The organism is Variovorax sp. LG9.2, assembly GCF_035018885.1.
Taxonomy (GTDB): Bacteria; Pseudomonadota; Gammaproteobacteria; order Burkholderiales; family Burkholderiaceae_C; genus Variovorax.
Map to the genome: position 1 here is coordinate 368,586 of NZ_JASJXB010000001.1, position 25,948 is coordinate 394,533.

Below are 25,948 nucleotides of genomic sequence, written 5' to 3' on the forward strand. Positions count from 1 at the left end.
TCGAATTCACAAACCGAGGTACGCCCGACGCAGTTCGTCGCTGCCGAGCAGCTCTTGCGGCAGCCCCGAGAAGCGCACGCTGCCGTTCTCCAGCACATAGGCGCGGTCGGCGATCTCCAGCGACTGGCCCACGTTCTGCTCGACCAGCAGCACGGCCAGCCCTTCATCGCGCAGGCGACGAATCAGCGCGAACATCTCTTCGACCAGCAACGGGGACAGGCCGAGCGAGGGTTCGTCCAGGATCAACAGCACCGGCTCGGCCATGAGGCCACGGCCGATCGCCAGCATCTGCTGCTCGCCGCCGCTCATCGTGCCGGCGTGTTGCCTGATGCGCTCCTTCAGTCGCGGGAAGATGCCAAATACCTTTTCGAGGTTGGCGGCGCGGCGCTCGCGGGCGCGGGTGAACGAGCCGAGTTCGAGGTTCTCCAGCACGCTGAGATTGGGGAACACCTTGCGGCCTTCGGGCACCTGGATCAAGCCGGCCTTCACCACGTCGCGGTAGTGCGCGCCGCTCAGGTCGTGACCGTCGAAGCGCACTTGGCCGCTCCATGCCGGCACCAGGCCGCACACCACCTTGTTGAGGGTCGATTTGCCGGCACCGTTGCTGCCGAGCAGCGCGACCATCTCGCCGGCGTTGACTTGCAGGTCGACGCCGCGCAGCACCTCGACGCGACCGTAGCCGCCGCGCAGTGCGGAGATCTCCAGCAGCGCCGTCATGTCCTTGCTCCCGCCGCTGTCGGTGCTGCTGATGCTGCGGCCGCCTTGCGCAAGCGCGCTGCCGTGCCATGCCCCAGGTAGGCCTCGACCACCCGGTCGTCCGAGGTCACGGCCGCAGGATCGCCCTCCGCGATCAGCTGCCCCTGTGCCAGCACCCACACGTGTTCGGCGAGGTGCATCACCGCCTGCATCACGTGTTCGATCATCAGCACCGTCACGCCGCTGTCGGCGATGCCGCGCACCACCGGCATCATCTCGGCGATCTCCTGCGGGTTGAGGCCGGCGAGCACTTCGTCGAGCAGCAACAGCCGGGGTCGCGTGGCCAGCGCACGCGCCAGTTCGAGCCGCTTGCGCCCAGCCACCGTGAGATCGGACGCGGGCTTGTCGAGCTGCGGCGCCAGACCGACCTGCTGCGCCACCTGCTCCGCACGATGCAGCGCGGCGCTGCGGCTGCGTTCGTGCAGATGCACACCCACGGCGATGTTCTCGCGCACGGTCTGCGCAGCGAAAGGCTTCACGATCTGGAAGGTCCGCGTCATGCCGAGCAGTGCGTTGCGGTGCGGCTCGCGGCCGGTGATGTCCTGCCCCGCGAAGTGCACCGTGCCGCTGTCCGGCTTGAGGAAGCCCGACATCAGCGCGAACAGCGTGGTCTTGCCGGCACCGTTCGGCCCGATCAACGCGGTGAGACTGCCTTCACGCACCGACAGGCTGACGTTCTGCACCGCCTTCAGCCCACCGAAGGATCGCGACAGGCCGGCGATGGCGAGCAACGGCTCAGTCATTTCGTCTCCCTTTGCCGCTCTCTTTGCCGCCCGACTTACCGCCCGAATCACCGCCACCGCTACCTGCCCAAAGCTGCCGCACCGACAACCCGATGCCCGCGATGCCGCGCGGCAGAAAGATCACGATCGCCACCAGCACCACGCCGTAGATCACCATGTTGATGCCCGGCAGTTCGCCGAACAGGTTGCGCGTGAGGTCGGCCAGCACATGCAGCACCACCGCGCCGAGCACCGGCCCCCACAGCGTGCCCATGCCGCCGACGATGGCAGCGACCAGCGCTTCCACCGAGGTGACCGAGCCATAGGCGATGGCCGGGTCGATGTACTGGAACACCTGCACATAGAACGCACCGGCGGCACCCATGAACGCGCCCGAGATGCCGATGGCCGCGAGCTTGACGCGAAACGGGTCGACCCCGACCGCACGCGCTGCGTCTTCGTTGTCGCGCACCGCTTGCAGGTAGGCGCCGAAGCGCCCGTTGCGCAGCCACCAGGTCACCAGCAACGCCGTGACGACGAAGCCGAGCACCAGCCACAGCGAGCCTGCGCGCGTCGCGAACTGCATGTTGGCGACGGACTCGCGCAGCGGCACCATGAGCCCGACGCCGCCACCGGTGAAAGGCACCGAGAGCGCGACGATGCGGAAAACTTCCGCAAAGGCCAGCGTGACCAGAGCGAAGTAAGAGCCCTTGAGCCCGTAGCGAAAGCTCAGGCCCCCGACGAACAGCCCGACCGCCGCGCTGCCTGCCACCGCGAGCGGCAGCGCGAGCCACGGGTTGATGCCGCCCTGCAGCTGGGCGATGGCCTGGATGTAGGCACCGGTTCCAAAGAACAGCGCATGACCGAAGGAGAACTGTCCGCCGAAGCCGCCCAGGATGTTCCATGCCTGCGCGATCAGCGTGGCATAGAGCGCCATCATCACGAAGTTGAGCGTGGCACCGGAGCTCGTGACCAGCGGCAGGCAGGCCACCACCACCGCGAACAGCGCGATGCCGGCCAGCTGCCGAGCGCCTTGCCCCTGCCCGGCGAACCGGCTCACGCTTTGCTCCCGAACATGCCTTGCGGCCTGAAGAGCACCACGCCGATGAAGATCGCGAAGATGCCGATCTGCCCGAGCGATTCACCCAGGTACAGACCGCCGAGCGACTCGACGATGCCCACCAGAAAGCCGCCGATCAGGGCGCCGACGAAGCTCCCCATGCCGCCGAGCACGACGATGGTGAAGGCCACCAGCACGAAGCCGCCGCCGACCTGCGGATTCACGTAGTAGGCCGGCAGCAGGAAGCAAGCTGCTGCGCCGAGACAAGCCAGGCCGATGCCGAAGCTCATCGCGTAGACGTGCTCGACATCGATGCCCATGAGCTTGGCGCCCTCCTGCTCCTTGGCGACGGCGCGGATGGCACGGCCGAGGTCGGTGCGGCCGATCACCCAGAACAACAACGCCGACGCCACCAGCGCCCCCGCGAAAGCCACCAGCTTGGGCACCGCGATCATCGCCGGCCCGATCGCGACCGTGCTCAGCGAATAGGCCGTGTCGATGCTGCGCGTGTCCGACTTGAAGAACAGCAACGCGAGGTTCTCCAGCACGATCGAGATACCGAGCGTGGCCAGCAGGATGTTCTCGTCCTTGCCGTGCCCTGCCCGGTTGATCACGATGCGTTGCAGGCCGTAGCCGAAGACGAACATGCCCGCCATCACGATCGGCAGCGCCATGTACGGATCGACGCCCAGCCGCTCTTTCATGAAGTACACCGCGTACAGCGCCACCATCAGGCAGGCACCGTGGGCGAAGTTGATGATGTGCAGCACGCCGTAGATCAGCGTCAGGCCGAGTGCGATGAGTGCGTACACCGCACCGGTCGTCAGGCCGTTCAGCGTCGACGAAAAGAGAATCCCGGGATCGAACATGCGGCTGAAGTGAAGAACGCGATCAGGCCTTCAGCGGAAACACCGGCTCGACCTCACGGTAGTCGCGCGGAATGATGACCTTGATGTCGTTCTTGACCACCTGCGTCATCAACGGCTGCGCGCCTTCGTTCTGGCCGTTGACGAATTTGGTCGGGCCGTACGGCATCACATGGTTGGAGAAGGTGCTCGATGCGAGCGCATCGATGAGCGCAGCACGATCGGTCGATTTGGCGCGCTCCAGCGCATCGGCCAGCAGGCCCATCGCGGTGTAGGTCATGAAGACCTCGTAGCTGAAGAACTGGCCCTTGGCCTCGACCCGTTTGCGCAGCTCTTGCGCGCGCTTGTCCTTGGGGTTGAACCAATGATTGCAGTCGATGATGCCGTTGGCGGCTTCCGGAAATTCCTTCACGAACTTGTAGCTCGACGCCGCCCCGCCGAGCACCGAGAAGATCGCCTTGGGCGCCACCTTCTGCTGCTGCATCGTGCGCACCAGCAGCGCATATTCGTTGTAGTAGTTGGCCGGGATCACGATGTCGGGGTTGATCGACTTCATACGTAGCACGATGTTGTTGAAGTCGCGCGTCGGGTTGGCGTGCTTCACCACTTCCTTGACGTCGAAGCCGTAGCCCGGCAGCTCGCGCGCCAGCAAGGCGGCGGTGCCGGAGCCGAACAACGACTCCTCGTGAATGATCATCACCGTCTTGGCGGGGTTGCCGGCGGCGCGGTTGAGCACCAGCAGATTGGCCATCGCGACCTCGGTCGATTTCTTGTAGCCGGGCCCGAAGCGAAAGGTGTTCTTCAAGCCGCGCTCGACGATCTGGTCGGCCACCCCGACGTCCACCACGTGCGGCAGGTTGTACTTGGCCGCGGCTTGCGTGGTCGCAAGGCAGATGGCCGACGCGAAGGCGCCGACGATGGCCGACACACCCGCCTCGTTCATCTTCTCGACCTCGGCCGCGCCGGCCTGCGGCTGCGACTGCGCATCACCGAGCAAGGCTTCGAGTTGCGCACCGCCGAGCGATTTGATGCCGCCGGCCTTGTTGATGTCTTCGATCGCGAGTTGCGCGCCGAGCCGGCATTGCTGGCCCGAATAGGCCAGCGCACCTGTCACCGGGTGCAGCACGCCGACCTTCACCGTCTTCGGCTGCGCGCCGGCGACAAGCGGAAAGGCCACGGTGGAAGCCACGGCAGAGGCTACGGCGGCGGAATGCGAGATGAAGCGGCGACGGTTTTGCATGGTGGTTCCGGTCAAGTGAATCGGGCTAAGTGAATTGGGCTGAAAGATCTTTGCTGACCCACACCTTGGCATCGACGCTGCCGACGCGCGACAGCTCCAGTTCATAGGTGTAGCGATCAGGGCGGTAGAAGCCGTGCAGCCATTGCACGGGTCGCTCCGCATCGTCGTAGATCAGGCGGCGCACGGCGAGCAGCGCGGTGCCGACGGCCACGTCCAGGCGCTCCGCCAGCACGTTGTCGGCAAGGCGCGCCGAGATGGTCTGGTGCGCACGCCCGACCCGCACGCCGGACTCTTCGAGCAGCATCAGGATCGGCTTCTTCGCCAGCTCACGCCGCCCGAACTTCCGTGCGATCTCGGCGGGCACATAGGTGGTGATATGGGACAACGGACCGGCGCCGGTGGAGCGCACCCGCACCGCTTTCTGCACCGGATCGCCGAGCTTCAGCTGCAGCGCCTCGGCGACTTGCGTGGAAGCCGTGATCGTGGCCACCTCGATCACCTTGACGGAGGTGTGTAGGCCCATCGTGACCAGGTTTTCAAGCAGGCCGCGCAGATTGGCTCTCGCCATGCCCGGACTCCCGCCATTCGCGCCACTGCCCCCTGCCGCTGGCGCCGCAGCCGGCACCACGAGCCGCGTGCGCCGCCCCGGCGTGCGGGAGATCAGCCCTTCGGAAGAAAGCCGCTCCAGTGCGCGGCGCACCGTGACGCGCGCCACGCCGAACTGCGCCATCAAAGCGAGTTCGCCCGGCACGCTGTCCGCGAAACGTCCTTCGTCGAGTTGCTCCCGCAACACCAGGTAGACCTGGTGGTACTTGGGCAACGGCATCGGAGATGTCTGCGACATGCCGCCGATGTTTTGCTACTTCGAATGTTCTGTCAATAGGACATTTAGAGCAGCGTAGCGCCGGAGCGCAGGGCCGCGACCGACGCGAGAGTTCAGCGAACGACGATCGGCTCGAACTTGCGCCGCGCCTTCAGTTGCGCCGGGTCCCATTCGATGCCGAGCCCCGGTGTTTCCGGCGCGACCGCGTGGCCGGCTTCGATCTGCAGACGGCTGCTCGTCAGGTCGTCGAGTTGCGGGATGTACTCGACCCAGCGCGAGTTGGGCACCGCGGCGCACAGGCTCACGTGCAACTCCATCAAGAAGTGCGGGCACATCGCAATGTTGTGGGCTTCGGCGAGGTGCGCGACCTTGAGCCACGGCGTGATGCCGCCGATGCGCGCCACGTCGGCCTGCACGATCGAGCAGGCGCCCTGCTTCACGTACTCGCCGAACTGCGACAAGTGGTACATCGACTCGCCGACCGCGATCGGCACGCTGGTACTCGCGAGCAATTGCGCGTGTGCCGCGACGTGCTCGGCGGGCATCGGCTCTTCGAACCATGCGAGGTCGAGCTCGGCGTACTGGTGCACGCGCCGGATCGCTTCGGCCAGCGAGAAAGCCTGGTTGGCATCGACCATGAGGTCGAACCCCGGGCCGACCGCGTCGCGCACCGCCGACAGCCGCGCCATGTCTTCGGCCACATGCGGTTTGCCGACCTTGATCTTGGCGCCCAGAAAGCCTTGCGCCTTGGCCGCCAGCGTTTGCTCGACCAGCTCCGAAGGCGCCAGGTTCAGCCAGCCGCCTTCGGTCGTGTAGACCGGAATGCGCGACTTGGCACCGCCCGCCATGCGCCACAGCGGCAGGCCCTGGGCCTTGCCGTTTCGGTCCCACAGCGCGGTGTCGATGGCGGCCAGTGCGAGGCTGGTGATGGCGCCGACAGCGGTGGCGTGCGTATGAAAGAACAAGTCACGCCAGATCGCTTCGTACTGCTGCGGGTCGCGGCCGATGAGCTGTGGCGCCAGGTGATCGCGCAGCAATGCGACGATCGACGAGCCGCCGGTGCCGATGGTGTACGTGTAGCCGATGCCTTCCGATCCATCGTCGCAGCGCACGGTGACCATCACCGTCTCCTGCGTCACGAAGGACTGGATGGCGTCGGTGCGAACCACCTTCGGCGGAATGTCGATCTGGGTGATCTCGACCTGGTCGATCTTTGCCATCGCGTGCACCTTCGGGGTTCGGCTCGCTGGCTCAGGCGCCGTTCTTCGTCACCTCGTCAGGCAGATCGGCACCGTGGAACTTCTTGTAGATCGCGTTGAGCTTGCCGTTCTTGAGGTTGGTGCGCACCCAGGCGTCGACCTTGTCCTTCAGCTTCGTTTCGCCCTTCTTGAAGCCGACCGCAAGCATGTTGACCTTCATCACGAACTTCACTTCCATCTGCTTGGCCGGGTTCTTTTCGTTGATGGTTTTAAGCAGCGAAGGAGCGGTCGCGAAGATGTCGGCCTGGTTGCTGACGATGGCCGTGATCGATGTCGCATCGTCGTCGAAGCGCACGATGGTCGCGTCCTTGGGCAGGATCTTGGTGATCTCCTGATCGTTGGTGGTGCCACGCGTCGAGATCACTTTCTTTCCCGACAGATCGGCCGCGCTGGTGATGGCCATGCCCTTGGGGGCGCCCACGACGGCAGCGATGCCGGCATAGGGAATGGAGAAGTCGACGACCTTCTCGCGCTCGGGCGTGATCGACAGGCTGGAGATCACGATGTCGGCCTTGTCGGTCTGCAAGAACGGAATGCGATTGGCGCCCGTGGTCGGCACGATCTCGAGTTCCAGCCCAAAGTCTTTGGCGAGCAACTGAGCCGTCTCGACATCGGAGCCGGTGGAATTGAGCTTGTCGTCCTTCATGCCGTAGGGGGGCACCGCCATGTCGATCGCGATGCGGATCTTCTTGGCGGCGGTGATGGTGTCGAGCTGGTCGGCGTGCACGGTGACGGAGCCGAGTGCGGCGCCTGCGAGCAGCAGGCTCGACAGCAGGACGTTAAGGTGGCGGCGTTGCAGGTTTTTCATGTCTCGTGGTCTCGGTTTTTTTGAAAGTGGTTTGAAGAAGCAGGAGCGGCCGCAGCGGAACGGCCGGGGCGGAGCCGCTACAGCCCGTTGCCCAGAAACTGCCGCAGCTCGGGCGTCTTGGGGTCGGCGAGCATCGATGCGTCGCCCTCCTCCCAGATCTGGCCCTGGTGCATGAAGATGATCTTGTCGGCCACGCCGCGCGCAAAGGCCATCTCGTGGGTGACCAGCACCATCGTCATGCCGTTGGCAGCGAGTGCCTCGATCACGCGCAGCACCTCGCCTGTCAACTCCGGGTCGAGCGCGGATGTCACCTCGTCGAACAGCATCAGTTGCGGCTTCATCGCGAGCGAACGCGCGATGGCCACGCGCTGCTGCTGGCCACCCGAAAGCTGTTCGGGATACGCATTGGCTTTCTCCGCCAGGCCGACCTGTTGCAGCACTTCCATCGCGACGACACATGCATCGGCGGCGCTCATTCGCTTCACCGATGTCGGCCCGAGCGTGATGTTCTGCAGCACGGTGAGGTGCGGGAAAAGGTTGTAGCTCTGGAACACGATGCCGACATCGCGGCGCAGTGCGCGCACGTTCAGGGCTGGGTCGTGGACCGCGTGGCCGCACACGTTGAGCGTGCCGCTGTCGACGGTTTCGAGCCGGTCGATGCAGCGCAACGCGGTGCTCTTGCCCGATCCGCTCTTGCCGATGATGGCGACCACCTGGCCGCGCTCCACCGAGAACGACACGCCGCGCAGCACATGCAGCGCACCGAACTTCTTGTGGACCCGATCGAGTTCAACCACGGCTGGCATTGAGCTTCCTTTCCAGTGTGCGACTCCAGCGCGAGAGCGGGTAGCACATGGCGAAATACATGAGGGCGGCGCAGCCGAAATAGATGAAGGGCTGAAAGGTCGAGTTGTTCAGCACCTTGGCGTTGTACGAAAGCTCGGCAAAGCCGATGACCAGCGAAGCGATCGAGGTGTTCTTGATGATCTGCACCATGAAACCGACCGTCGGCGGCGTCGCGATGCGCAGCGCCTGCGGCAGCACGATCTTCTGCATGCGCTGCCAGCGTGTGAGGCCGATGCATTCGGCGGCCTCCCACTGGCTCTTGTGGACCGACTGGATGCAGCCGCGCCAGATCTCGCCGAGAAAGGCGCTCGAATAAATGGTCATCGCCAGCGCGGCCGCGATGAGCGCGGGCATCGAGCCGATGCCAACGATGCTCGGGCCGTAGAAGCACAGCCCCATAAGAACAAGCAGCGGCGTGCCCTGCACGACCTGGATCCAGGCTATCGCCGCCACCCTGACGCCGCGCATCGGCGCGATGCGGGCCAGTGCCACCGCCAAGCCGGCGAGGCCGCCACCGACAAACGTCAGCACCGACAAGGCGAGCGTGCCGAGCATGCCCATGAAAAGAAAAGTTGCCTGCTCGCGCGTCATGAGGACTGATCGAGCAAAGTCAAAGCGGCGTGCCGAGCTTGCGGCGCCGCGTAAAAACGAACTGGCCCAGCAGCCAGAAACCTGCACGCATCATGTAAGAGAGCGCGAGGTAAACCACCCACAACACGATGAAGATCTCGAAGTTGCGAAAGGTGTCGGACTGGATGCGGTTGGCGATGCCCAGCAGCTCTTCGGCACCGATCGACGACATGATGCTCGACGCCAGCATCAGCAGCACGAACTGGCTGGTGAGCGACGGGTACACGCGCTCCACCGCCGGCCGCAGGATGACGTGCCAGAACACCTGCACCGGCGACATGCCGAGGCAATCGGCCGCTTCGAGCTGGCCCTTGTGGATCGACTCGATGCCGGCGCGAATGATCTCGCAGGTGTAGGCGCCGATGTTGATGACGAGCGCCAGCGTGGCGCCGACCATGATCGGCATCGTGATGCCGATGCTCGACAAACCGAAGATCAAGAAATAACTCTGGATGAGCAGCGGCGTGTTGCGAATCGCTTCGACATACGCACTCACTGCCCAGCGCAGCCAGCCGACCTTGCTGTTGCGGCCGACCGAGCACAACGCCCCCAGCACGAAGCCGATGACGGTGGCGAGGAACGACAGCTGGACGGTGACCCATGCGCCTTCGAGCAACAAGGGCCACTGCGCCAGCACCGCAGCAAAGTCGAACTGGTACTTCACGCGGGCTTCAGAGCTTGAAGCCGACGACGTCTTGCCGCTGCTCGCCCAGGCCGTCGATGCCCAGGGTCATCACATCGCCCTTTTTAAGGAACACCGGCGACGGCTTCATGCCCATGCCGACGCCCGGTGGCGTGCCGGTCGTGATGATGTCGCCCGGCTCCAGCGTGTTGAGCTGGCTCACGTACGCGACGAGCTTGGCGACGTTGAAGATCATCGTCTTGGTGTTGCCGGTCTGCACGCGCTTGCCGTTCAGGTCGAGCCACATCGCGAGCTTCTGCGGATTGGGCACTTCGTCCCGCGTGACGAGCCACGGACCGATCGGGCCGAAGGTGTCGAACCCCTTGCCCTTGTCCCAAGTCAGGCCGCGTTCGATCTGCCATTCGCGCTCGCTGACGTCGTTGATGACGCAGTAGCCGGCGACGTAGTTGAGCGCGTCCTTCTGCGACACGTAGCGTGCGCGGGTGCCGATGATCACGCCGAGTTCGACTTCCCAGTCGCCCTTGACGGAATTCTTGGGCAGCATCACCGGATCGTTCGGACCCTGAATGCAGCTGATCGCCTTGGTGAATACCACCGGCTCTTTGGGGATCGGCATGCCGGATTCAGCGGCGTGGTCGGCGTAGTTCAGGCCGATGGCGATGAACTTGCCGACGTTGGCGACCGGGCAGGCAAAGCGTGGCTTGCCGCGAACCAGCGGCAGCTTGTCGGTCTTGAGCTTTTGCAGCTTGGCGATGGCGGCATCGCCTAGCTGATCGCCGCCGATGTCCTTGATTACGGCGCTCAGGTCGCGCAGCTGGCCTTGGGCGTCGATGAGGCCCGGCTTTTCTTTGCCGGGGTTGCCGTAGCGAACGAGTTTCATGCTTTCCTTTCAGTGACTCAGTAGGTGGAACGACCGCCGGAGAGGTCGAACGTGGCGCCGGTCGAAAACGAACAGTCTTCGGTACACAGCCACCCGACCATAGCGGCGATTTCCTCCACGGTGCCGAAGCGGCCCATCGGGATCTTCGAAAGCATGAAGGCGATGTGCTCGGGCGTCATCTGGTCGAAGATCGCGGTCTTGACCGCTGCAGGCGTCACGCAATTCACGCGGATGCCGGTGTCGGCCAGCTCCTTGCCGAGCGACTTGGTCAGCGCGATGACGCCGGCCTTGCTGGCGCTGTAGGCGCTGGCGTTGGGGTTGCCGTCCTTGCCGGCGACCGAGGCGATGTTGACGATGCGGCCGTAGCCTGTCGCGCCCTCACCGCCGGATGCGCGCATGTGCGCCGCGACTTCGCGGCAGCAGATGAAGACGCCCGTGAGGTTGACATCCATCACCTGGCGCCAAGCCTCGACGGGATAGTCCCAGACCTTGGTGTTTGGCCCGGTGATGCCGGCGCTGTTGACCAGCGCATCGATCTTCTTGGTGTGCGTCAGCGTCTCGGCCAATGCGCGCACGACCGATGCGTGATCAGAAACATCGACCTGCACCGACGACGTGCCGCGGCCCAACGTTTCTGCCGCCTTGCGTGCAGCGGCTTCGTCGCGGTCCCACAGCGTGACGGTGCCACCGGAAGAAATCAGGCGTGCCGCGATGCCATAGCCGAGACCGGTCGCGCCACCCGTGATGACTGCATGACGGTTCGCAAAATCGAGCTGGTTCATATCATGATCCCGCCATCGACCGTGAAGGCCTGGCCGGTCGCGAACACGGATTCGTCGCTGGCGAGGAACACCACCACCGGCGCGATTTCTTCGGCTTGCGCCAGACGACCCATCGGCTGACGCGCGATGAAGGCCTTGCGCGCTGCATCGGGATCTTCGTTGGCGTTGATGCGCTCGCCGAGCGATGGCGTATCGACCGTGCCGGGGCACACCGCATTGCAGCGGATGCCCTTGGCCACATAGTCGGCCGCTACGCTCTTGGTGAGGCCGAGCACCGCCGCCTTGGTTGTGCCGTAGACGAAGCGATTGGGCAGGCCCTTCATGCTCGAACACACGCTGGCCATGTTGATGATGCTGCCCTTGCCAGCTGCCAGCATCTTGGGCAGCGCCGCTCGGATGGTCCAGGTCTGCGCGCGCACGTTCAGTCGAAAGGCGAAGTCGAGGTCGTCGTCGTTGGCATCGAGCACGGTGCCGTTGTGCACCACGCCCGCACAATTGAAGAGCACGTCGAAGGTCGGCGCGTTGTCGAAGAAGCTGGTGATCGCAGCCTTGTCGAGCACATCGAGCTTCGCGGTCTTGATGCTGGCCATGCCAGCGTAACGCTCCAGCAGTTTCTCGTTGACGTCGGTGGCCCACACCTGCGCGCCCTCCGCGGCCATGGCGATGACGCTGGCGTAGCCGATGCCTTGTCCGGCTGCGGTCACGAGCACGGTTTTGCCCTTGAGTCTCATGCTGTCTCCTGGAGATGGAATGGGGGGTGTCGTTGCCGATTCGGGTTAGCCCGATGAAGATTGCAGCGAATGCAGCGTATTCTGAATTGGCCTTACCACTTGTCCAATTCAGGACAACCCTTAGATTTTTATATCGCTGCCCTTCGTGCCGATCCAGACCGTCGAACCTCAACGCCTCTACCGGCAGATCGCCGACCAGTTGCGCGCGCTGCTCACAAAGGGCGAGTACGCCGTGGGCACGCGCCTGCCGGCCGAACGCGACCTGGCCAAGCAATTGGGTGTGAGCCGGCCCTCGGTACGCGAGGCGCTGATCGCACTCGAGGTCGATGGCTGGGTCGAGATCCGCACCGGCTCCGGCGTCTATGCGCTCGACCGTTCGCGTCGCAAGAAGGTGCCGGCGGCCGAAGCCGAGTGGGGGCCGCTCGAACTCATTCGCGCGCGCCGCGTGGTCGAGGGCGAAACAGCCGCCATCGCCGCTGCGCTGGGCAAGCGCAAGCACATCGACGCCATGAGCCGCGCGATCGAGAGCATGCGCGAGATGGCCGATCGCAACCTGATGCCGCTTGACGGTGACCGCGCCTTTCACCTGGCCATCGTCGATGCCTGCGGCAATGCCGTGCTCGCCGAAACGGTGCAGAATTTTTGGGATTCGCGGCGCGGGCCGATCTTCAGCCGACTCGGCGGCTACTTCGAAACCGTGAAATCATGGCGCTCGGCCATCGACGAACACGTGGCAATCCGCGATGCTATCGCCGCACGCAACCCTGAAGCAGCGCGGGCCGCCATGCACGCGCACATGGACAAGGCGCACCAGCGATTCAGCGCCAGCTGGCGCCGCGCGCAGACGGCCTAGCCGCACCGATCAGACAGAACAAGAGAGCAAAGAGAAATACGATGAACCCTTTTATCCGCCTCCATCCCGCCGACGACGTCGTGATCGCGCGCAGCCAGCTCGTCGGCGGCGCCACGGTCGAAGACTTTGCCGTGCGCGGCCTCATCCCCGCCGGCCACAAGGTCGCGACGCATGCCATCGCAACCGGCGAGCCGGTGCGCCGCTACAACCAGATCATCGGCTTCGCCAGCAAGCCGATCGCGGTCGGCGAGCACGTGCACACGCACAACCTCGACATGGGTCCGGACAAGGGAGACTTCGAACGCGACTACGCCTTCGGTGTCGACGTGAAGCCGGCGCCAGCGAAGCGCGAAGCCACCTTCATGGGCATCAAGCGCGCCGATGGCCGCGTCGCCACGCGCAACTACATCGGCGTGCTGACCAGCGTCAATTGCTCGGCTACGGCGGCGCGCGCGATCGCCGATCACTTCTCGCGCAAGACCAACCCGGCCGCGCTCGCCGACTACCCGAACGTCGACGGCATCGTCGCCCTCACGCATGGCACCGGCTGCGGCATGGACACGCAGGGCATGGGAATGCAGATCCTCGAGCGCACGCTCACGGGCTACGCGACCCACCCGAATTTCGCGGGCGTGCTGGTGGTTGGACTTGGCTGCGAAGCGAACCAGATCAACGCATGGCTGTCGACCGGGCATCTGGCCGAGGGCGAGAACTTCCGCACCTTCAACATCCAGGACACGGGCGGCACGCGCAAGACGGTCGACAAAGGCATCGCGCTCATCAACGAAATGCTGCCGCGCGCCAATGCGGTGAAGCGCGAACCGTGCAGCGCCGCGCACATCACCATCGGCCTGCAGTGCGGCGGCTCGGATGGCTATTCGGGCATCAGCGCCAATCCGGCGCTCGGCGCCGCGGTGGATTTGCTGGTTGCGCACGGTGGCACGGCGATCCTCAGCGAGACGCCGGAGGTCTACGGCGCCGAGCATCTGCTGACGCGCCGCGCGGTCCGGCGCGAGGTCGGGCAGAAGCTGGTCGACCGCATCAAATGGTGGGAGCACTACACCGAGATCAACCAGGGCGAGATGAACAACAACCCGTCACCCGGCAACAAGGCCGGCGGCCTGACGACCATCCTCGAAAAGTCATTGGGCGCGGTCGCCAAGGGTGGCACCAGCAACCTCGAAGCGGTATACGAATACGCGGAGCCGGTGACCGCGCACGGCTTCGTCTACATGGACACACCCGGCTACGACCCGGTCAGCGCCACGGGCCAGGTGGCGGGCGGCGCCAACCTGATCTGCTTCACCACCGGGCGTGGCTCGGCCTACGGTTGCGCACCCTCGCCTTCGCTCAAGCTCGCCACCAATTCGGCGCTCTGGCAGCGGCAGGAAGAAGACATGGACATCAACTGCGGCGAGATCGTCGACGGCAAGTCATCGATCCAGGAGATGGGCCAACGCATCTTCGAGATGGTGCTGGCCACCGCCTCGGGCGAGCAGTCCAAGAGCGAACGCCACGGCTACGGGCAAAACGAATTCGTGCCGTGGCAGGTCGGCGCGGTGATGTAGCCCGCCACAGATTTCATCGTCCGGGTGCCGCGCGCTGACCAGCGCGGCGCCGCACATCGGTGACGCGCACGGCGCGGACCGGCGAACGGGCATCACAGAAGACCACTGGAATCGGGCAGCGCTTCCAGAAGAAAAATCCAAGAGACAAACCCATGAAGAAAATCCAACTCTCGTCGTGCGCCATCGCCGCAGCACTCGTCCTCGGCGCCGTCACACAGGTGCCCGCTTTCGCGGCCGACACCAAGGCCAAGAAGATCGCGCTGTCGAACAACTTTGCGGGCAACTCATGGCGTCAGGCCATGCTCAAGAGCTGGGACAAGATCACCAAGGACGCAGTGGCCAAGGGCGTGGTCGCGCAGGCACCGAGCTTCACCACGTCGGAGAACCAGGCGACCGAACAGGCCGCGCAGATCCAGAACATGATCCTGCAGGGCTACGACGCGATCGTGCTCAACGCCGCATCGCCGACCGCGCTCAACGGCGCGGTGAAGCAAGCCTGCGACGCCGGTATCGTGGTGGTGTCGTTCGACGGCGTGGTCACCGAGCCATGCGCCTATCGCATCGCAGTGGACTTCAAGAAGCTCGGCGAAATGCAGATCGACTACTTCGCCAGCCGCGGCATCAAGGGCAACCTGCTCGAAGTGCGCGGCATCGCCGGCGTGTTCGTCGACGACGAAATCCACCAGGGCATCACCGCCGCGGTCGCCAAGCATCCTGAATACAAGATCGTCGGGTCGGTGCACGGCAACTGGACGCAAACGGTCGCGCAAAAAGAAGTGTCGGCCATCCTCTCGACCCTGCCGCCGGTCACCGCCGTGGCCACTCAAGGTGGCGACGGCTACGGCGTGGCGCAGGCCTTCAAGGCGGCGGGCCGCGCGACGCCGGTGATCTTCATGGGCAACCGTCAGGACGAGCTGGCCTGGTGGAAAGAGCAGAGCGACGCCAACAAGTACCAGACCATGTCGGCCAGCATCGCGCCCGGCGCGTCGACCTTCGCTTTCTGGGTGGCGCAGCAAATTCTGTCGGGTGCCAAGGTGCCGAAAGACCTGAAGCTTCCGATCAGCGTCGTCACGCAAGACACGCTCGATGCATCGCTCAAGAGCACCGAAGTCGGCAGCGTGGTCAACGTCGAGTACTCGCAAAAAGAAGTCATCGATTTCATCGCCAAGGCCAAGTAAGTGCTGATCGAAGTTCGCGGCGCTGCGAAGGCGTTCGGCGCCGTGCAGGCTCTGCGCGGCGTCTCGCTGCAATTGCAGCGCGGCGAATGCGTCGGACTGGTCGGCCACAACGGCGCCGGCAAGTCCACACTCGTCAACATCCTGTGCGGCGCCCTGCTGCCGGACAGCGGCGAGCTGCGTCTCGCCGGGCGCACCGGTGCCGAGGTCGAAGGCGGCAGCATCGCTTCCGGCTGGACAGTGCGCGAAGCGCGACGCTGGGGACTGCGCTGCGTATTTCAGGAGCTGTCGCTGTGCGACAACCTGACGCTCGCCGAGAACATGCGCATCGCGCAACCGCAGGCGGCCGAATGGTCTTGGCGGGCGCGCGCAGGCGCCCAGCTGATGGCATCGCTCGACACGATCTTTCCGGGGCACGGCCTGCGTGCGGACGACGTAGTGGGCGAGTTGCCGATCGGCAAGCGCCAACTGGTCGAGGTGGCTCGGGCATTCACGCCCGGCACGCAACCACTCGAGCTGATGATCCTCGACGAACCGACTTCTTCGCTCGATGGACAGGCTTCGGCGCAGCTGCTGGCCTACATCCGGACCTTCGTCGCCGCCGGCAAGACCTGCGTGTTGATCACGCACAAGCTGCGCGAGATTTTCGCGGTGACCGACCGGCTCGTGGTCATGCGCGACGGTCAGGTCGTGCAGGTGTCGGCAACCCGCGACACCGACCGCGACCGACTGGTGACCGCCATGGGCCAGGACATCGTCGAGGCGCAGCATGGGCACGCGCGGGCGGCGGTGGCGTCCGGCGCGGGCTCGTTGCCTGCTGCGTCACGAGACGATGAAGGCATCGATATCGACAGCGATGAAGAGGCCATGGTCGAGGTACCGGCCACCACCGTCGGAGGCCTGTCGATGCGCGCGGCGCGCGGCGAAATCATCGGCCTCGCCGGCCTTGCCGGGCACGGGCAAACCGAGTTGCTCATCGCGCTGCAGGAGGCGGCGCTCCACGCACCGCGCGTCAACCGCCCGACGGTGAACGGTGCCACCTCTTTCGTCGCCGGTGACCGGCAAACCGATGGCGTGTTCGCGCTGTGGTCGATCGCGCGCAACATGACGGTCGGCTGGCTCACGCAGTTGCGGCAACGCGGCCTCATCGACGTCAAGGAAGAAGCGGCGCAGGCCCAGCAATGGCGCGGCCGGCTCGGGCTGGTCACGCCCGACATGGACCTGCCGATCGGTTCGCTGTCGGGCGGCAACCAGCAGAAGGTGCTGTTCGCCCGCGCGCTCGGCTCGTCGGCGCCGGTGATCCTCATGGACGATCCGATGCGCGGCGTCGACGTCGGCACCAAGCGCGACGTCTACGCGCTCATCAGGGAAGAAGCGCGCAGCGGCCGCACCTTCGTCTGGTACACGACCGAGTTCGACGAACTCCATCACTGCGACCGCGTGTATGTTTTCAACAATGGTCGCGTGGTCGGTGAACTGGCCGGCGACGACATCAACGAAGAGCGCGTGGTCGCCCTGTCGTTCGAGGAAGCCATCGCATGAATCTCTCTCCCGCTGTCCCGACGGGTGCTGCAGGCGCTACAGGCGCCACCGGCATGCAGCGTCGCCGCCGCGTCGTGCTGATGCAGACGCTGTTGCCGGCCATCGCCCTTGCCGTGCTGCTGGCGGCGGTCTTCATGCGGCAGCCGCGCGCCATGTCGTACTTCGGCGTCAACCTGCTGCTCAACCTCGCCATCCCGGTGATGTTCGCGACGCTGGCGCAAATGATGGTCCTCGCGGTGAGCGATCTCGATCTGTCGATCGGGCCGTTCGTCTCGCTGGTCGCGTGCATCGGCGCGACCCTGATGCCGACACAACCGCTGCTCGCCGTGCTGGCGCTGGCCGCAGCGGTCGGCGTGTATGCGCTGGCCGGGGCCCTGATCCAGGCGCGTCAGTTGCCGTCGATCGTCGTCACGCTGGGCCTGTCGTTCGTGTGGCTGGGCTGCGCGGTGCTGCTGCTGCCCACGCCGGGCGGCACGGCGCCCGAATGGCTTCAGGCGGCCATGCGTTTCAAGACGCCGCTGCTGCCGCTGCCGATCTGGATGGCGGTGGCGACCGGCATCGTCGGCCATCTGCTCATCACGCGCAGTGCGTTCGGCACGCTGGTGCGCGGCCTCGGCGGCAACCCGGCGGCCATCGCGCGGGCCGGCTGGAACATGGTGCGGGTGCGCGCCGGCGTGTATGCCATCGCGGGGGTCTTCGGCGTCTGCGCCGGGCTGATGCTGGTCGGGCAAAGCACCTCGGCCGATGCCAACATCGCCTCGCGCTACACCTTGGTCGCCATCGCCGCGGCGATCCTCGGCGGCGCGGAATTCGCGGGCGGCAAGGTCGCGCCGGTGGGTGCGGTGCTGGGTGCGCTCACGGTCACGCTGGCGGCTTCGTTCCTCACCTTTCTCAACATTGCGCCGGACTGGCAAATCGGCATGCAGGGCTTGATCCTGGTTGCGGTGCTGGGCTTGCGCGCGGCCATCGACCTGGCCGGAGGCAAGCGATGAGCGCGCTGCCCGATGCGCGGGTTGCGAACCACGCTGCGAACGACGCTGCAATCGACGTTGCAATGGATTCGGCGGTCTCTGTCGCCCCCCAGGTTTCGCGGGGGGCGCGCTGGCGCCGCTGGGCGCGCAATCGACCCTGGCTCGGCTCGTGCATCGCCGCTGTGCTGGCCTGGGCAGCGACGCAGTGGAGCGGCGGCGGCGGTGGCTCGGGCGGCTTGCTGACCGCGGCGCTCGCGTTCTCGGCGTTCACCGTGCTGGTGTCGCTCGGCCAGATGCTGGTCATCAGCGTCGGACCGGGCAACGCCGACCTGTCGATCCCCTCGACCATCGCGCTGTCGGGCGCGGCCGCGATGATCGTCATGAACGGCGACAACGCGATGCTGGTGCCGGGCCTGTTGGCCGCTACCGTCGTCGGCATGGCGGTCGGCGTCTTCAACTTCGGGTTGATCCGCCTGCTGCGCATTCCGCCGATCATCGCCACGCTCGCCGCATCGCTCATCGTGATGTCGGTGGCCATCAATGTCGGGCGCGGGCTGAAGGTGAAGCCGCCGCCGCTCTTTTCCGACCTGATGGCGATGCGTGTGGTGGGCGTGCCGCTGGTCGCCCTGGTAGCGCTCGCGGTCACGCTGGCGGTCGCCCTCATGCTGGAGCGCACGGTGCTCGGCCGGTCCATCGCCGCCGTCGGGCAGAACCGCCGCGCCGCCCTGCTCGCCGGGCTGCGGGTGGAGCGCACGCGGTTCCTGGCCTATGTGATCTGTGCCGGACTGGCCGGGCTCACCGGCGCGCTCATCGCGGGCTTCTCGGGTGGCAACTCGCTCGACCAGGGCCAGGAATATCTGCTGATGACCATCGCCGTCGTCGTCATCGGCGGTACGGCGGTGGCCGGCGGCCGGCCCAGCGTGCCGGGCATCTGGGGCGCCGCCATGTTCATGTTCCTGCTGGTGGCGCTGCTCAACGCCGTCGGCGCAGGACCGGGGCTGCGCACATTGCTCACCGGTGTGATCATCATCGCGGTGATCGTGCTCGCCAGCTCGCGCGCCGAGCGGTGAACGCCAACCAAAAAACGAGACAACCAAAGGAACGATCGACCATGACCTTCGAACGCATCGACCCCCGCTTCAACACCTGCATCCCGGGACCGGAACGCATCGAGCAACTCTGGACCGGCGGCCGCTGGTGCGAAGGCCCGGCTTGGTTCGGCGCGCACCGCACGCTGGTGTGGTCGGACATCCCCAACAACCGCATGCTGCGCTACGACGAACTCAGTGGCGCCACGTCGGTGTTTCGTGAACCGGCGAACAACACGAACGGCCACACGGTCGACCGGCAAGGCCGGCTCGTCAGTTGCGAGCATCTGACGCGGCGCGTCACGCGCACCGAGCACGATGGCTCGATCACCGTGCTGGCATCGCACTGGCAGGGAAAGCGGCTGAATTCGCCGAACGACGTGGTCGTGCATTCGGATGGCGGCGTATGGTTTACCGACCCGAGCTACGGCATCTTGTCGGACTACGAAGGCTTGCGTGCCGACAGTGAAATCGGCGCCTGCAACGTGTACCGCATCGACCCGGCAAGTGGCGCCGTCGACCTCGTGGCCGATGATTTCGTCAAGCCCAACGGGCTGGCGTTTTCGCCGGACGAATCGGTGCTGTACATCGCTGACACGGGCGCCAGCCACGCAGCCGATGGGCCGCGTCACATCCGCAGTTTCGATGTCTCTGCAGATGGCAAGCGGCTCGGCAAAGCACGCGGTAAGAACGGCGTGTTCGCAACCTGCGACAACGGTCTGTTCGATGGCTTCCGGGTCGACACCGAAGGCCGCCTCTGGAGCAGCGCGGGCGATGGCGTGCACGCGTTCGATGCCGACGGCACGTTGCTCGGCAAGCTGCTCGTCCCGGAGCGCGTGGCCAACGTGTGCTTCGGCGGACCCAAGCGCAACCGGCTGTTTATCTGCGCCACGAGCTCGCTCTACGCCATTTATCTGAACGCCAAAGGACTCTGACCCGCCATGTCGCACACGCTCGACGCATCGTTTCTTCGCACGCAGATCACCGGCATTCTGGTGGCGGCGGGCAGCGCTCCGGCCGAGGCCGATCAAGTCGCGGCCAACCTCGTACTGGCCAATCTGAGCGGCCATGATTCGCACGGCGTCGGCATGCTGCCGCGCTATGTCGACGCCATCGCCGAGGGCGGCCTCACACCCAACGCATCGGTGAAGATCAACCTCGACATCGGCACGATGATGGCACTCGATGGTCAGCGCGGCTTCGGGCAGATCGTCGGCGTGCAGGCCATCGAACTCGGGATCGCGCGCGCCAAACAGCACGGCAGTTGCATCTTCACGCTGTCGAGCGCGCACCACCTCGGCCGTATCGGGCACTTCGCCGAGATGGCGACGGCGCAGGGCCTTGTGGCACTTCATTTCGTCAATGTGCTGTCGCGGCCGGTGGTGGCGCCGTGGGGCGGCGGCGACGGACGCTTCGGCACCAACCCGTGCTGCATCGGCGTGCCGCTGGCCGGTGCCGAACCCTTTCTGCTCGACTTCGCGACCAGCCGTGTCGCGCAAGGAAAGATGCGCGTGGCGCACAACAAGGGCGAACAGGTGCCCGACGGCTATCTCATCGACGAACACGGCGCGCCGACCAACGACCCCGGCGTGGTCGTGGTGCCGCAGAGCAACGGCCTGTTCGGCGCGCTCATGACCTTCGGCGAGCACAAGGGCTACGGCATGGCGATCGCGTGCGAGCTGCTCGGCGGCGCGCTCACCGGCGGCGGCACCTGGCATCGCCCGGCCGACACCGCGCGCAGCGTGTTCAACGGCATGCTGACCGTGCTGATCGACCCGGCCAAGCTGGGCACGCAAACGAGCTTCGAGCAAGAGGCTCGTGAATTCGTGGCGTGGCTTCGCCAAAGCCCACCGGGCGCCGGCTTCGATGCGGTGCAAATCGCCGGCGAGCCCGAGCGACGTGCGCGCATCGAGCGCGAGCGCGACGGTATCTGGCTGGACGATGCGACCTGGGGCGAGATCGTGGCGGCGGGGATCAAGGTCGGGGTGACCGTCAGCGCCTGACAGGGTTTCCGCTCAGAGCATCAAGGCGACCGTCGCCTCGAGGTGCTCCGACGGCAGCCGCCGGAAGCCCGAGCGCGCGAAGCGCTGCAGCCGTCCGACTGCGAACGAAGTGAGCGCCGAGGCACGCACCTGTGCATCGACCGACGGTGTGGCCGAGCCCTCGGCCGATGCCGCACCACGCAACGCCTGACGCAGGCTGGCTTCGATCTTGTCGAAGAACTGATTCATGCGCTGTTGCAAACGCTCGTTCTCGTAGACCAGTGCATCGCCCACCATGACACGCGTCATGCCCGGATTTTTTTCCGCGAACTGCACGAGCAACGAGACGATCCGTGCCGCCTGTTCCCGCCCCGGCGCATCGCGTTCGGTGATCTGGTTGACCAGTGTGAAGATGCTCTGCTCGATGAAATCGATGAGCCCTTCGAACATCTGCGCCTTGCTGGCGAAGTGCCGGTACAGCGCCGCCTCGCTCACATCGAGCCGCGCCGCCAATGCCGCCGTGGTGACGCGCTCTGCACCGGGCTGCTCCAGCATGGCACCGAGGGCCTGCAGGATCTGTACGCGACGCTCGCCCGGTTTCGGTCGCTTGCGCACGACCGGGGCAGCCGGAAGGACCGGTGCAGCGATCGCTTCGGCCGCAGATTCGGAAGCGCTTTCAGTCATCTCTTCGTGGGGCATGGCGCGTGTGCAAAGATGTAAGAAAATGATTCTCGCACAACCTCACAACAGGTCGTTAGTGAGTGCGTGCCAACCGGCCAACACGCGTCGTGAAGTGCTGCACAAAAAGTCAGGGCGCACCGATCATCGGGCCCTGATCATTGTGCCGTAAGCCTGGTCGGTCAGGATCTCCAGCAGCATCGCGTGTGGCACCCGGCCGTCGATGATGTGAACGGCGTTCACGCCGCTCTTGGCGGCATCGAGCGCGCCTTCGATCTTCGGCAACATGCCGCCGGAGATGGTGCCGTCGGCAAACAGTTCGTCGATCTCGCGGGCGCTCAGGTTGGTGAGCAAGTTGCCGGCCTTGTCGAGCACGCCGGGGGTGTTGGTGAGCAGCATCAACTTCTCCGCCTTGAGCACGGTCGCGAGCTTGCCGGCCACCACGTCTGCGTTGATGTTGTAGCTCTCGTTTTCTTCGCCAAAACCGATTGGGCTGATGACCGGAATGAACGCGTCGTCTTGCAGCGCCTTGACCACGCTCGGATCGATCGAGACGATTTCGCCGACCTGGCCCACGTCGTGATGCACGTTGGGGTCGTTGCGGTCGACCAGCTTGAGCTTTTGCGCACGAATCAAGCCGCCGTCGCGTCCGGTCAGCCCGACCGCCTTGCCGCCGGCCTGGTTGATGAGGCCGACGATGTCTTGCTGCACTTCACCCGCGAGCACCCATTCGACGACTTCCATCGTCTCGGCGTCGGTCACGCGCATGCCCTGGATAAAGCTGCCCTTCTTGCCAAGTTTGTTGAGCGCCGCCTCGATCTGCGGGCCGCCGCCATGCACCACCACGGGATTCATGCCGACCAGCTTGAGCAAGACCACGTCTTCCGCGAAGTCGGCTTGCAGGGCCGGGTCGGTCATCGCATTGCCGCCGTACTTGATGACGATGGTCTTGCCGTGAAACTTGCGGATGTAGGGCAAAGCCTGCGCCAGGATTTCGGCTTTGTCGCGGGGAGGAATGTTCAGGACGGGGTCGGTCATGGTGTCCACGTGGTGATGGGTTTTCGTGAAATTCGGCGGAAGAAGCCGGCGGAATTGTGCGTCAGCGAATCGAGGTCGTGGAGACCATGCGGTCAGGGCCGCAGCCAGCGCGGCACCTTGAAGCGCACGATCATCAGGTAAGCCGCCACGTAGGTCGCAACGAACAGGGCGCAAAAGACGACCAGCACCCAGGTGCGGTTCCAGAACAGCACTGCCGGAACGACGGTTGCCGCAGCAAAGATCCAGAGATAGGGCGAGGTGCGGTTGTTGCGCGCCAGCAGCTGGCGAGCCTCGTCGTCGGCGAAGGCGACGCGCACGATGCGCCGGAAAATCAACTGGTGAAAGTGCAGCGCGTCGGCCATGCCGGGCGACTGGCCGCGCGCCAGCTTGCGGTAGATCGAGAACATCGTTTCCCAGACCGGATAGATCAGCAGCAGCATCGGGAACCACGGCGACACCGTCGGGTGCCGCTGCACCAGCGACACGCACGCCACCGCGATGACCATGCCCCACACGTAAGCACCGCCGTCGCCGGCAAAGATCTTGCCGCGCGGGTAGTTCCAGATCAGGAAGCCGAGCGTGGCACCCATCAAGCAGATCACCATCGCCGCCAGTTGCCTGTCGCCCACCTGCAGTGCGACGTGCGATATGGCAAGGCACACCAGCACCGCCACCGTACCTGCCAGGCCGTTGTAGCCATCGATGATGTTGAAAGCGTGCGGCAGGCCGCCGATGGCGATGGCCGCGAACAGCACGGCCATGTAAGGCCACGCGACCAGCGCCCGATCGACCAACTCGACGCCCGTGCGCGAAACGCCGAGCCCCAGTACCCAGCACAGCAGCAGCGCCGAGCCGATGGTGAGCCCGAGCCGGTAGCGCACCGACACGCGTTGGGTCACGTCTTCGACGATGCCGCCGAGGACGGCCGGCGTCATGCACGCCAGCGCGATAGCGGCGGCCTTGAAGGGCCAATCGACGTTGAAGACCTCGGTGCCTAGGCCCGCTACGAGCCACGCCGTGCCCATGCCGAGCATGATTCCCGCCCCCCCGAGGCGCGGCACGTGGCCCTTGTGAAACCGCTGCGGCATGTCGGCGGCGTAAAGCCGTGCGTGGCGGCGCGCCCGGCGCATGAAGACCTGCACGGCGAACGCGGAGACGAGAAAACTGATGACGATCAGGGCAATCATTGATAGTGCGGCATGACTAGGAGTGCACCGGGAGAGGACCCTAGAATTCCCGAGCGAAATTAGACCATGCCAATGTCCCCTCCTCACGCCCCAGCCATCACCGTTTCGATCGTCAGTCATGGCCAGCTGGCATTGATCGAACCGCTGCTCGATCAGCTGGCGCGCTACAGCAGCGCCGTCGTTGCCAAGGTCGTGCTCACCATCAATGTCCCCGAGCCCGACATCCTGGCGGGCCGCACCTGGGCCTTTCCGGTCGAGCGGATCGAGAACAGGACGCCAATGGGCTTCGGCGCCAATCACAACCAGGCGTTTACGCGTTGCACGACGCCTTGGTTCCTGGTGCTCAACCCGGACATCCGCTTGGACAGCGACGTGCTCACGCCGCTGCTGGCCCAGGCCGCGCCGACCAGTGGGCTCTTGACGCCGCGCATTCTCGAGCCCGGCAAATCGGTGCCCGAACAACATCGAGCCACCATCACGCCGCGCGAAATTCTGACGCGGCGCAAATCTGGCTACGTGCGGCCGCAGGTGCCGGCGTGGATTCCTGGTCTGTTCATGCTGTTTCGCGGCGAGGCCTACGCGGCCATCGACGGGTTCGACGAGCGGTTCTTCATGTACGGGGAAGACTTCGATATCTGCGCGCGCATTCAACTGGCCGGATGGCAACTTCAGGTCGGCGAAGACCTCGTGGCACGTCACGATGCGCAGCGGGCGAGCCATGCCAAGGCGAAGCACCTGTACTGGCATGTGACCAGCTTGCTGAAGGTGTGGGCTTCGGCGACGTTCTGGCGCTATCGACAGCTCGAAGATAAGAAGGCCTGATCGCCTATCTCATGGTTCAGCCGCGTTCCAGCAAGTCCTGTGCGACGGATTGCAGGCCGCGGTCGAAACGCTCGTAGCGGCCGCGCAAGGCTTCGGCAAGCACCGATGGGATGCGCGCAAGGCGGTTGGCCGGCAGGTCGGTTCTGAAGCGCTGGTGCGCCACCTTGCCGAGTTGCGCCTGAAGATGCGCGTCGGGCACGACGACACCAAGCAACGTCAAACGCTGCAACAACGCTTCCGCCCTGCCCAAACGCTTTCGATGCTTGTCACCACGCGGCGCGACCGCCTTCGCGATCTTGTCCGCCAGCGTCGGTTTGCGTACGCCGATCTGGTTGGATGCGTGCTGGCGATAGTCGATCAGCGGCTCGACCAAAACGTCCATCCGACCCGTTGCCGATGCGATGGCTGCCAGCCATTCGTCGTGCACCCATTCGGCGGGGAATGGCAGCGCTGCGCCGAGCAGCGACCGTCGGAACACCGTTGTCGCTCCCGTCACCAGATTGCGACGCAAGAAGATTTCGAAGGCCGCACCGGCCTGGATGGCGGCGAGCTCGGACGGCTTGACTTCGAGTGCGTGGAACAAGGTTGAACCTAGAGGCGCGAGGGCGTCGTCGACGAGGCAGGCATCCGAATGCAGCAGCAGCAAATCGGCGCGTTGGCGAAATGGCGAGACCATGCGCGCCAGTCGGCCGGCATGCCAGACATCGTCCTGATCGCACAGTGCGATCAACGGGCAACGCGTGGCCTCGATCGCTTGCTCGAAGTTGCGCGTCACACCGAGCGGCGGGTCGTTGCGGAGCACCGTGAGGTGGATGGTGTCGGCCATGCCGCAGCGTGTGATCGTCTCCTGCACGAGCGCGACGGTGTTGTCAGTCGATGCGTCGTCGGAGACAACGATCTCACGCGGCATCAGATCCTGAGCGCAGATGCTTTCGACCTGCGCTGCGACATAGCGCGCGCCGTTGCGTGTGCAGAGCGCGACTGAGACGTCCAAGTCT

Annotated in this window: 27 protein-coding genes; 9 read left to right on the forward strand and 18 right to left on the reverse strand. The window is 65.2% G+C overall.

What is annotated here, in order from left to right; genetic code table 11:
* Positions 1 to 6: 6 nt before the first annotated feature.
* The 14 genes from QN413_RS01655 to QN413_RS01720 all read right to left on the reverse strand — a co-directional run bounded on the left by QN413_RS01655 (position 7) and on the right by QN413_RS01720 (position 12,046).
* Positions 7 to 717 carry an ABC transporter ATP-binding protein gene (locus QN413_RS01655; protein WP_323494932.1) on the reverse strand — a complete coding sequence of 237 codons (711 nt, stop codon included), beginning with the start codon at positions 715 to 717 and terminating at the stop codon, positions 7 to 9.
* On the reverse strand, positions 714 to 1,499 hold the full coding sequence (locus tag QN413_RS01660; RefSeq protein WP_323494933.1) for an ABC transporter ATP-binding protein: 786 nt from the start codon (positions 1,497 to 1,499) through the stop codon (positions 714 to 716). Before QN413_RS01660 ends, QN413_RS01655 begins: the two co-directional genes overlap by 4 nt.
* Positions 1,492 to 2,538: a branched-chain amino acid ABC transporter permease gene (locus QN413_RS01665; RefSeq protein ID WP_323494934.1), complete on the reverse strand. Its 1,047-nt coding sequence runs from the start codon at positions 2,536 to 2,538 to the stop codon at positions 1,492 to 1,494. Before QN413_RS01665 ends, QN413_RS01660 begins: the two co-directional genes overlap by 8 nt.
* Positions 2,535 to 3,407 carry a branched-chain amino acid ABC transporter permease gene (locus tag QN413_RS01670; protein ID WP_323494935.1) on the reverse strand — a complete coding sequence of 291 codons (873 nt, stop codon included), beginning with the start codon at positions 3,405 to 3,407 and terminating at the stop codon, positions 2,535 to 2,537. Before QN413_RS01670 ends, QN413_RS01665 begins: the two co-directional genes overlap by 4 nt.
* A 22-nt stretch (positions 3,408 to 3,429) precedes the next feature.
* Positions 3,430 to 4,644: an ABC transporter substrate-binding protein gene (locus QN413_RS01675; protein ID WP_323494936.1), complete on the reverse strand. Its 1,215-nt coding sequence runs from the start codon at positions 4,642 to 4,644 to the stop codon at positions 3,430 to 3,432.
* A gap of 25 nt (positions 4,645 to 4,669) precedes the next feature.
* The gene (locus tag QN413_RS01680) at positions 4,670 to 5,470 is read right to left on the reverse strand and encodes a GntR family transcriptional regulator (protein WP_323495015.1); all 801 of its coding nucleotides are present in this window, start codon (positions 5,468 to 5,470) and stop codon (positions 4,670 to 4,672) included.
* 110 nt (positions 5,471 to 5,580) lie between these two features.
* On the reverse strand, positions 5,581 to 6,687 hold the full coding sequence (locus QN413_RS01685; RefSeq protein ID WP_323494937.1) for a mandelate racemase/muconate lactonizing enzyme family protein: 1,107 nt from the start codon (positions 6,685 to 6,687) through the stop codon (positions 5,581 to 5,583).
* Between the two features lie 31 nt (positions 6,688 to 6,718).
* Positions 6,719 to 7,534, reverse strand: coding sequence for a transporter substrate-binding domain-containing protein (locus tag QN413_RS01690; protein ID WP_323494938.1), 816 nt, complete (start codon positions 7,532 to 7,534; stop codon positions 6,719 to 6,721).
* Positions 7,535 to 7,611: 77 nt separating this feature from the next.
* A complete protein-coding gene (locus QN413_RS01695; protein WP_323494939.1) occupies positions 7,612 to 8,340 on the reverse strand; it encodes an amino acid ABC transporter ATP-binding protein in 729 nt (242 codons plus the stop codon).
* Positions 8,324 to 8,971 carry an amino acid ABC transporter permease gene (locus QN413_RS01700; protein WP_323494940.1) on the reverse strand — a complete coding sequence of 216 codons (648 nt, stop codon included), beginning with the start codon at positions 8,969 to 8,971 and terminating at the stop codon, positions 8,324 to 8,326. Before QN413_RS01700 ends, QN413_RS01695 begins: the two co-directional genes overlap by 17 nt.
* Before the next feature lie 19 nt (positions 8,972 to 8,990).
* Entirely contained in the window at positions 8,991 to 9,674 is a 684-nt protein-coding gene (locus QN413_RS01705) for an amino acid ABC transporter permease (RefSeq protein ID WP_323494941.1), read from the reverse strand.
* 7 nt (positions 9,675 to 9,681) lie between these two features.
* A complete protein-coding gene (locus QN413_RS01710) occupies positions 9,682 to 10,533 on the reverse strand; it encodes a fumarylacetoacetate hydrolase family protein (RefSeq protein WP_323494942.1) in 852 nt (283 codons plus the stop codon).
* A 17-nt stretch (positions 10,534 to 10,550) separates the two neighbouring features.
* A complete protein-coding gene (locus QN413_RS01715; protein WP_323494943.1) occupies positions 10,551 to 11,315 on the reverse strand; it encodes an SDR family NAD(P)-dependent oxidoreductase in 765 nt (254 codons plus the stop codon).
* A complete protein-coding gene (locus tag QN413_RS01720; protein ID WP_323494945.1) occupies positions 11,312 to 12,046 on the reverse strand; it encodes an SDR family oxidoreductase in 735 nt (244 codons plus the stop codon). Before QN413_RS01720 ends, QN413_RS01715 begins: the two co-directional genes overlap by 4 nt.
* A 145-nt stretch (positions 12,047 to 12,191) precedes the next feature.
* Between QN413_RS01720 and QN413_RS01725 the strand changes: the two genes are divergently transcribed.
* The 8 genes from QN413_RS01725 (at position 12,192) to QN413_RS01760 (ending at position 21,246) form a co-directional block, all read left to right on the forward strand.
* Complete coding sequence (locus QN413_RS01725; RefSeq protein WP_323494946.1) at positions 12,192 to 12,899, forward strand: FadR/GntR family transcriptional regulator; 708 nt, start codon at positions 12,192 to 12,194, stop codon at positions 12,897 to 12,899.
* 41 nt (positions 12,900 to 12,940) lie between these two features.
* Complete coding sequence (locus QN413_RS01730) at positions 12,941 to 14,467, forward strand: altronate dehydratase family protein (RefSeq protein ID WP_323494947.1); 1,527 nt, start codon at positions 12,941 to 12,943, stop codon at positions 14,465 to 14,467.
* A gap of 152 nt (positions 14,468 to 14,619) precedes the next feature.
* On the forward strand, positions 14,620 to 15,645 hold the full coding sequence (locus QN413_RS01735) for an ABC transporter substrate-binding protein (protein WP_323494948.1): 1,026 nt from the start codon (positions 14,620 to 14,622) through the stop codon (positions 15,643 to 15,645).
* Positions 15,646 to 17,184, forward strand: a complete 1,539-nt coding sequence (locus tag QN413_RS01740) for a sugar ABC transporter ATP-binding protein (RefSeq protein WP_323494949.1) — start codon at positions 15,646 to 15,648, stop codon at positions 17,182 to 17,184. It begins immediately after the preceding gene.
* A 53-nt stretch (positions 17,185 to 17,237) separates the two neighbouring features.
* The gene (locus tag QN413_RS01745; RefSeq protein WP_323495016.1) at positions 17,238 to 18,176 is read left to right on the forward strand and encodes an ABC transporter permease; all 939 of its coding nucleotides are present in this window, start codon (positions 17,238 to 17,240) and stop codon (positions 18,174 to 18,176) included.
* 62 nt (positions 18,177 to 18,238) lie between these two features.
* The gene (locus tag QN413_RS01750; RefSeq protein WP_416352116.1) at positions 18,239 to 19,225 is read left to right on the forward strand and encodes an ABC transporter permease; all 987 of its coding nucleotides are present in this window, start codon (positions 18,239 to 18,241) and stop codon (positions 19,223 to 19,225) included.
* A 41-nt stretch (positions 19,226 to 19,266) separates the two neighbouring features.
* A complete protein-coding gene (locus QN413_RS01755) occupies positions 19,267 to 20,178 on the forward strand; it encodes an SMP-30/gluconolactonase/LRE family protein (protein WP_323494951.1) in 912 nt (303 codons plus the stop codon).
* A gap of 6 nt (positions 20,179 to 20,184) precedes the next feature.
* The gene (locus tag QN413_RS01760) at positions 20,185 to 21,246 is read left to right on the forward strand and encodes a malate/lactate/ureidoglycolate dehydrogenase (protein WP_323494952.1); all 1,062 of its coding nucleotides are present in this window, start codon (positions 20,185 to 20,187) and stop codon (positions 21,244 to 21,246) included.
* Between the two features lie 12 nt (positions 21,247 to 21,258).
* On the opposite strand, the gene slmA is transcribed toward QN413_RS01760, so the two are convergent.
* The 3 genes from slmA to QN413_RS01775 all read right to left on the reverse strand — a co-directional run bounded on the left by slmA (position 21,259) and on the right by QN413_RS01775 (position 24,128).
* The gene (slmA, locus tag QN413_RS01765) at positions 21,259 to 21,909 is read right to left on the reverse strand and encodes a nucleoid occlusion factor SlmA (RefSeq protein WP_323495017.1); all 651 of its coding nucleotides are present in this window, start codon (positions 21,907 to 21,909) and stop codon (positions 21,259 to 21,261) included.
* Between the two features lie 138 nt (positions 21,910 to 22,047).
* Positions 22,048 to 22,941, reverse strand: coding sequence for an acetylglutamate kinase (gene argB, locus QN413_RS01770; protein ID WP_323494953.1), 894 nt, complete (start codon positions 22,939 to 22,941; stop codon positions 22,048 to 22,050).
* 92 nt (positions 22,942 to 23,033) lie between these two features.
* Positions 23,034 to 24,128, reverse strand: coding sequence for a glycosyltransferase family 4 protein (locus QN413_RS01775; protein ID WP_187054261.1), 1,095 nt, complete (start codon positions 24,126 to 24,128; stop codon positions 23,034 to 23,036).
* 72 nt (positions 24,129 to 24,200) lie between these two features.
* Here QN413_RS01775 and QN413_RS01780 point away from each other — a divergent pair, with 72 nt between their 5' ends.
* Positions 24,201 to 24,950, forward strand: a complete 750-nt coding sequence (locus tag QN413_RS01780; RefSeq protein WP_323494954.1) for a glycosyltransferase family 2 protein — start codon at positions 24,201 to 24,203, stop codon at positions 24,948 to 24,950.
* Positions 24,951 to 24,966: 16 nt separating this feature from the next.
* Here the strand turns inward: QN413_RS01780 and QN413_RS01785 are convergent, their stop codons facing one another.
* On the reverse strand, positions 24,967 to 25,944 hold the full coding sequence (locus tag QN413_RS01785; RefSeq protein ID WP_261802538.1) for a glycosyltransferase family 2 protein: 978 nt from the start codon (positions 25,942 to 25,944) through the stop codon (positions 24,967 to 24,969).
* Between the last annotated feature and the right edge of the window lie 4 nt (positions 25,945 to 25,948).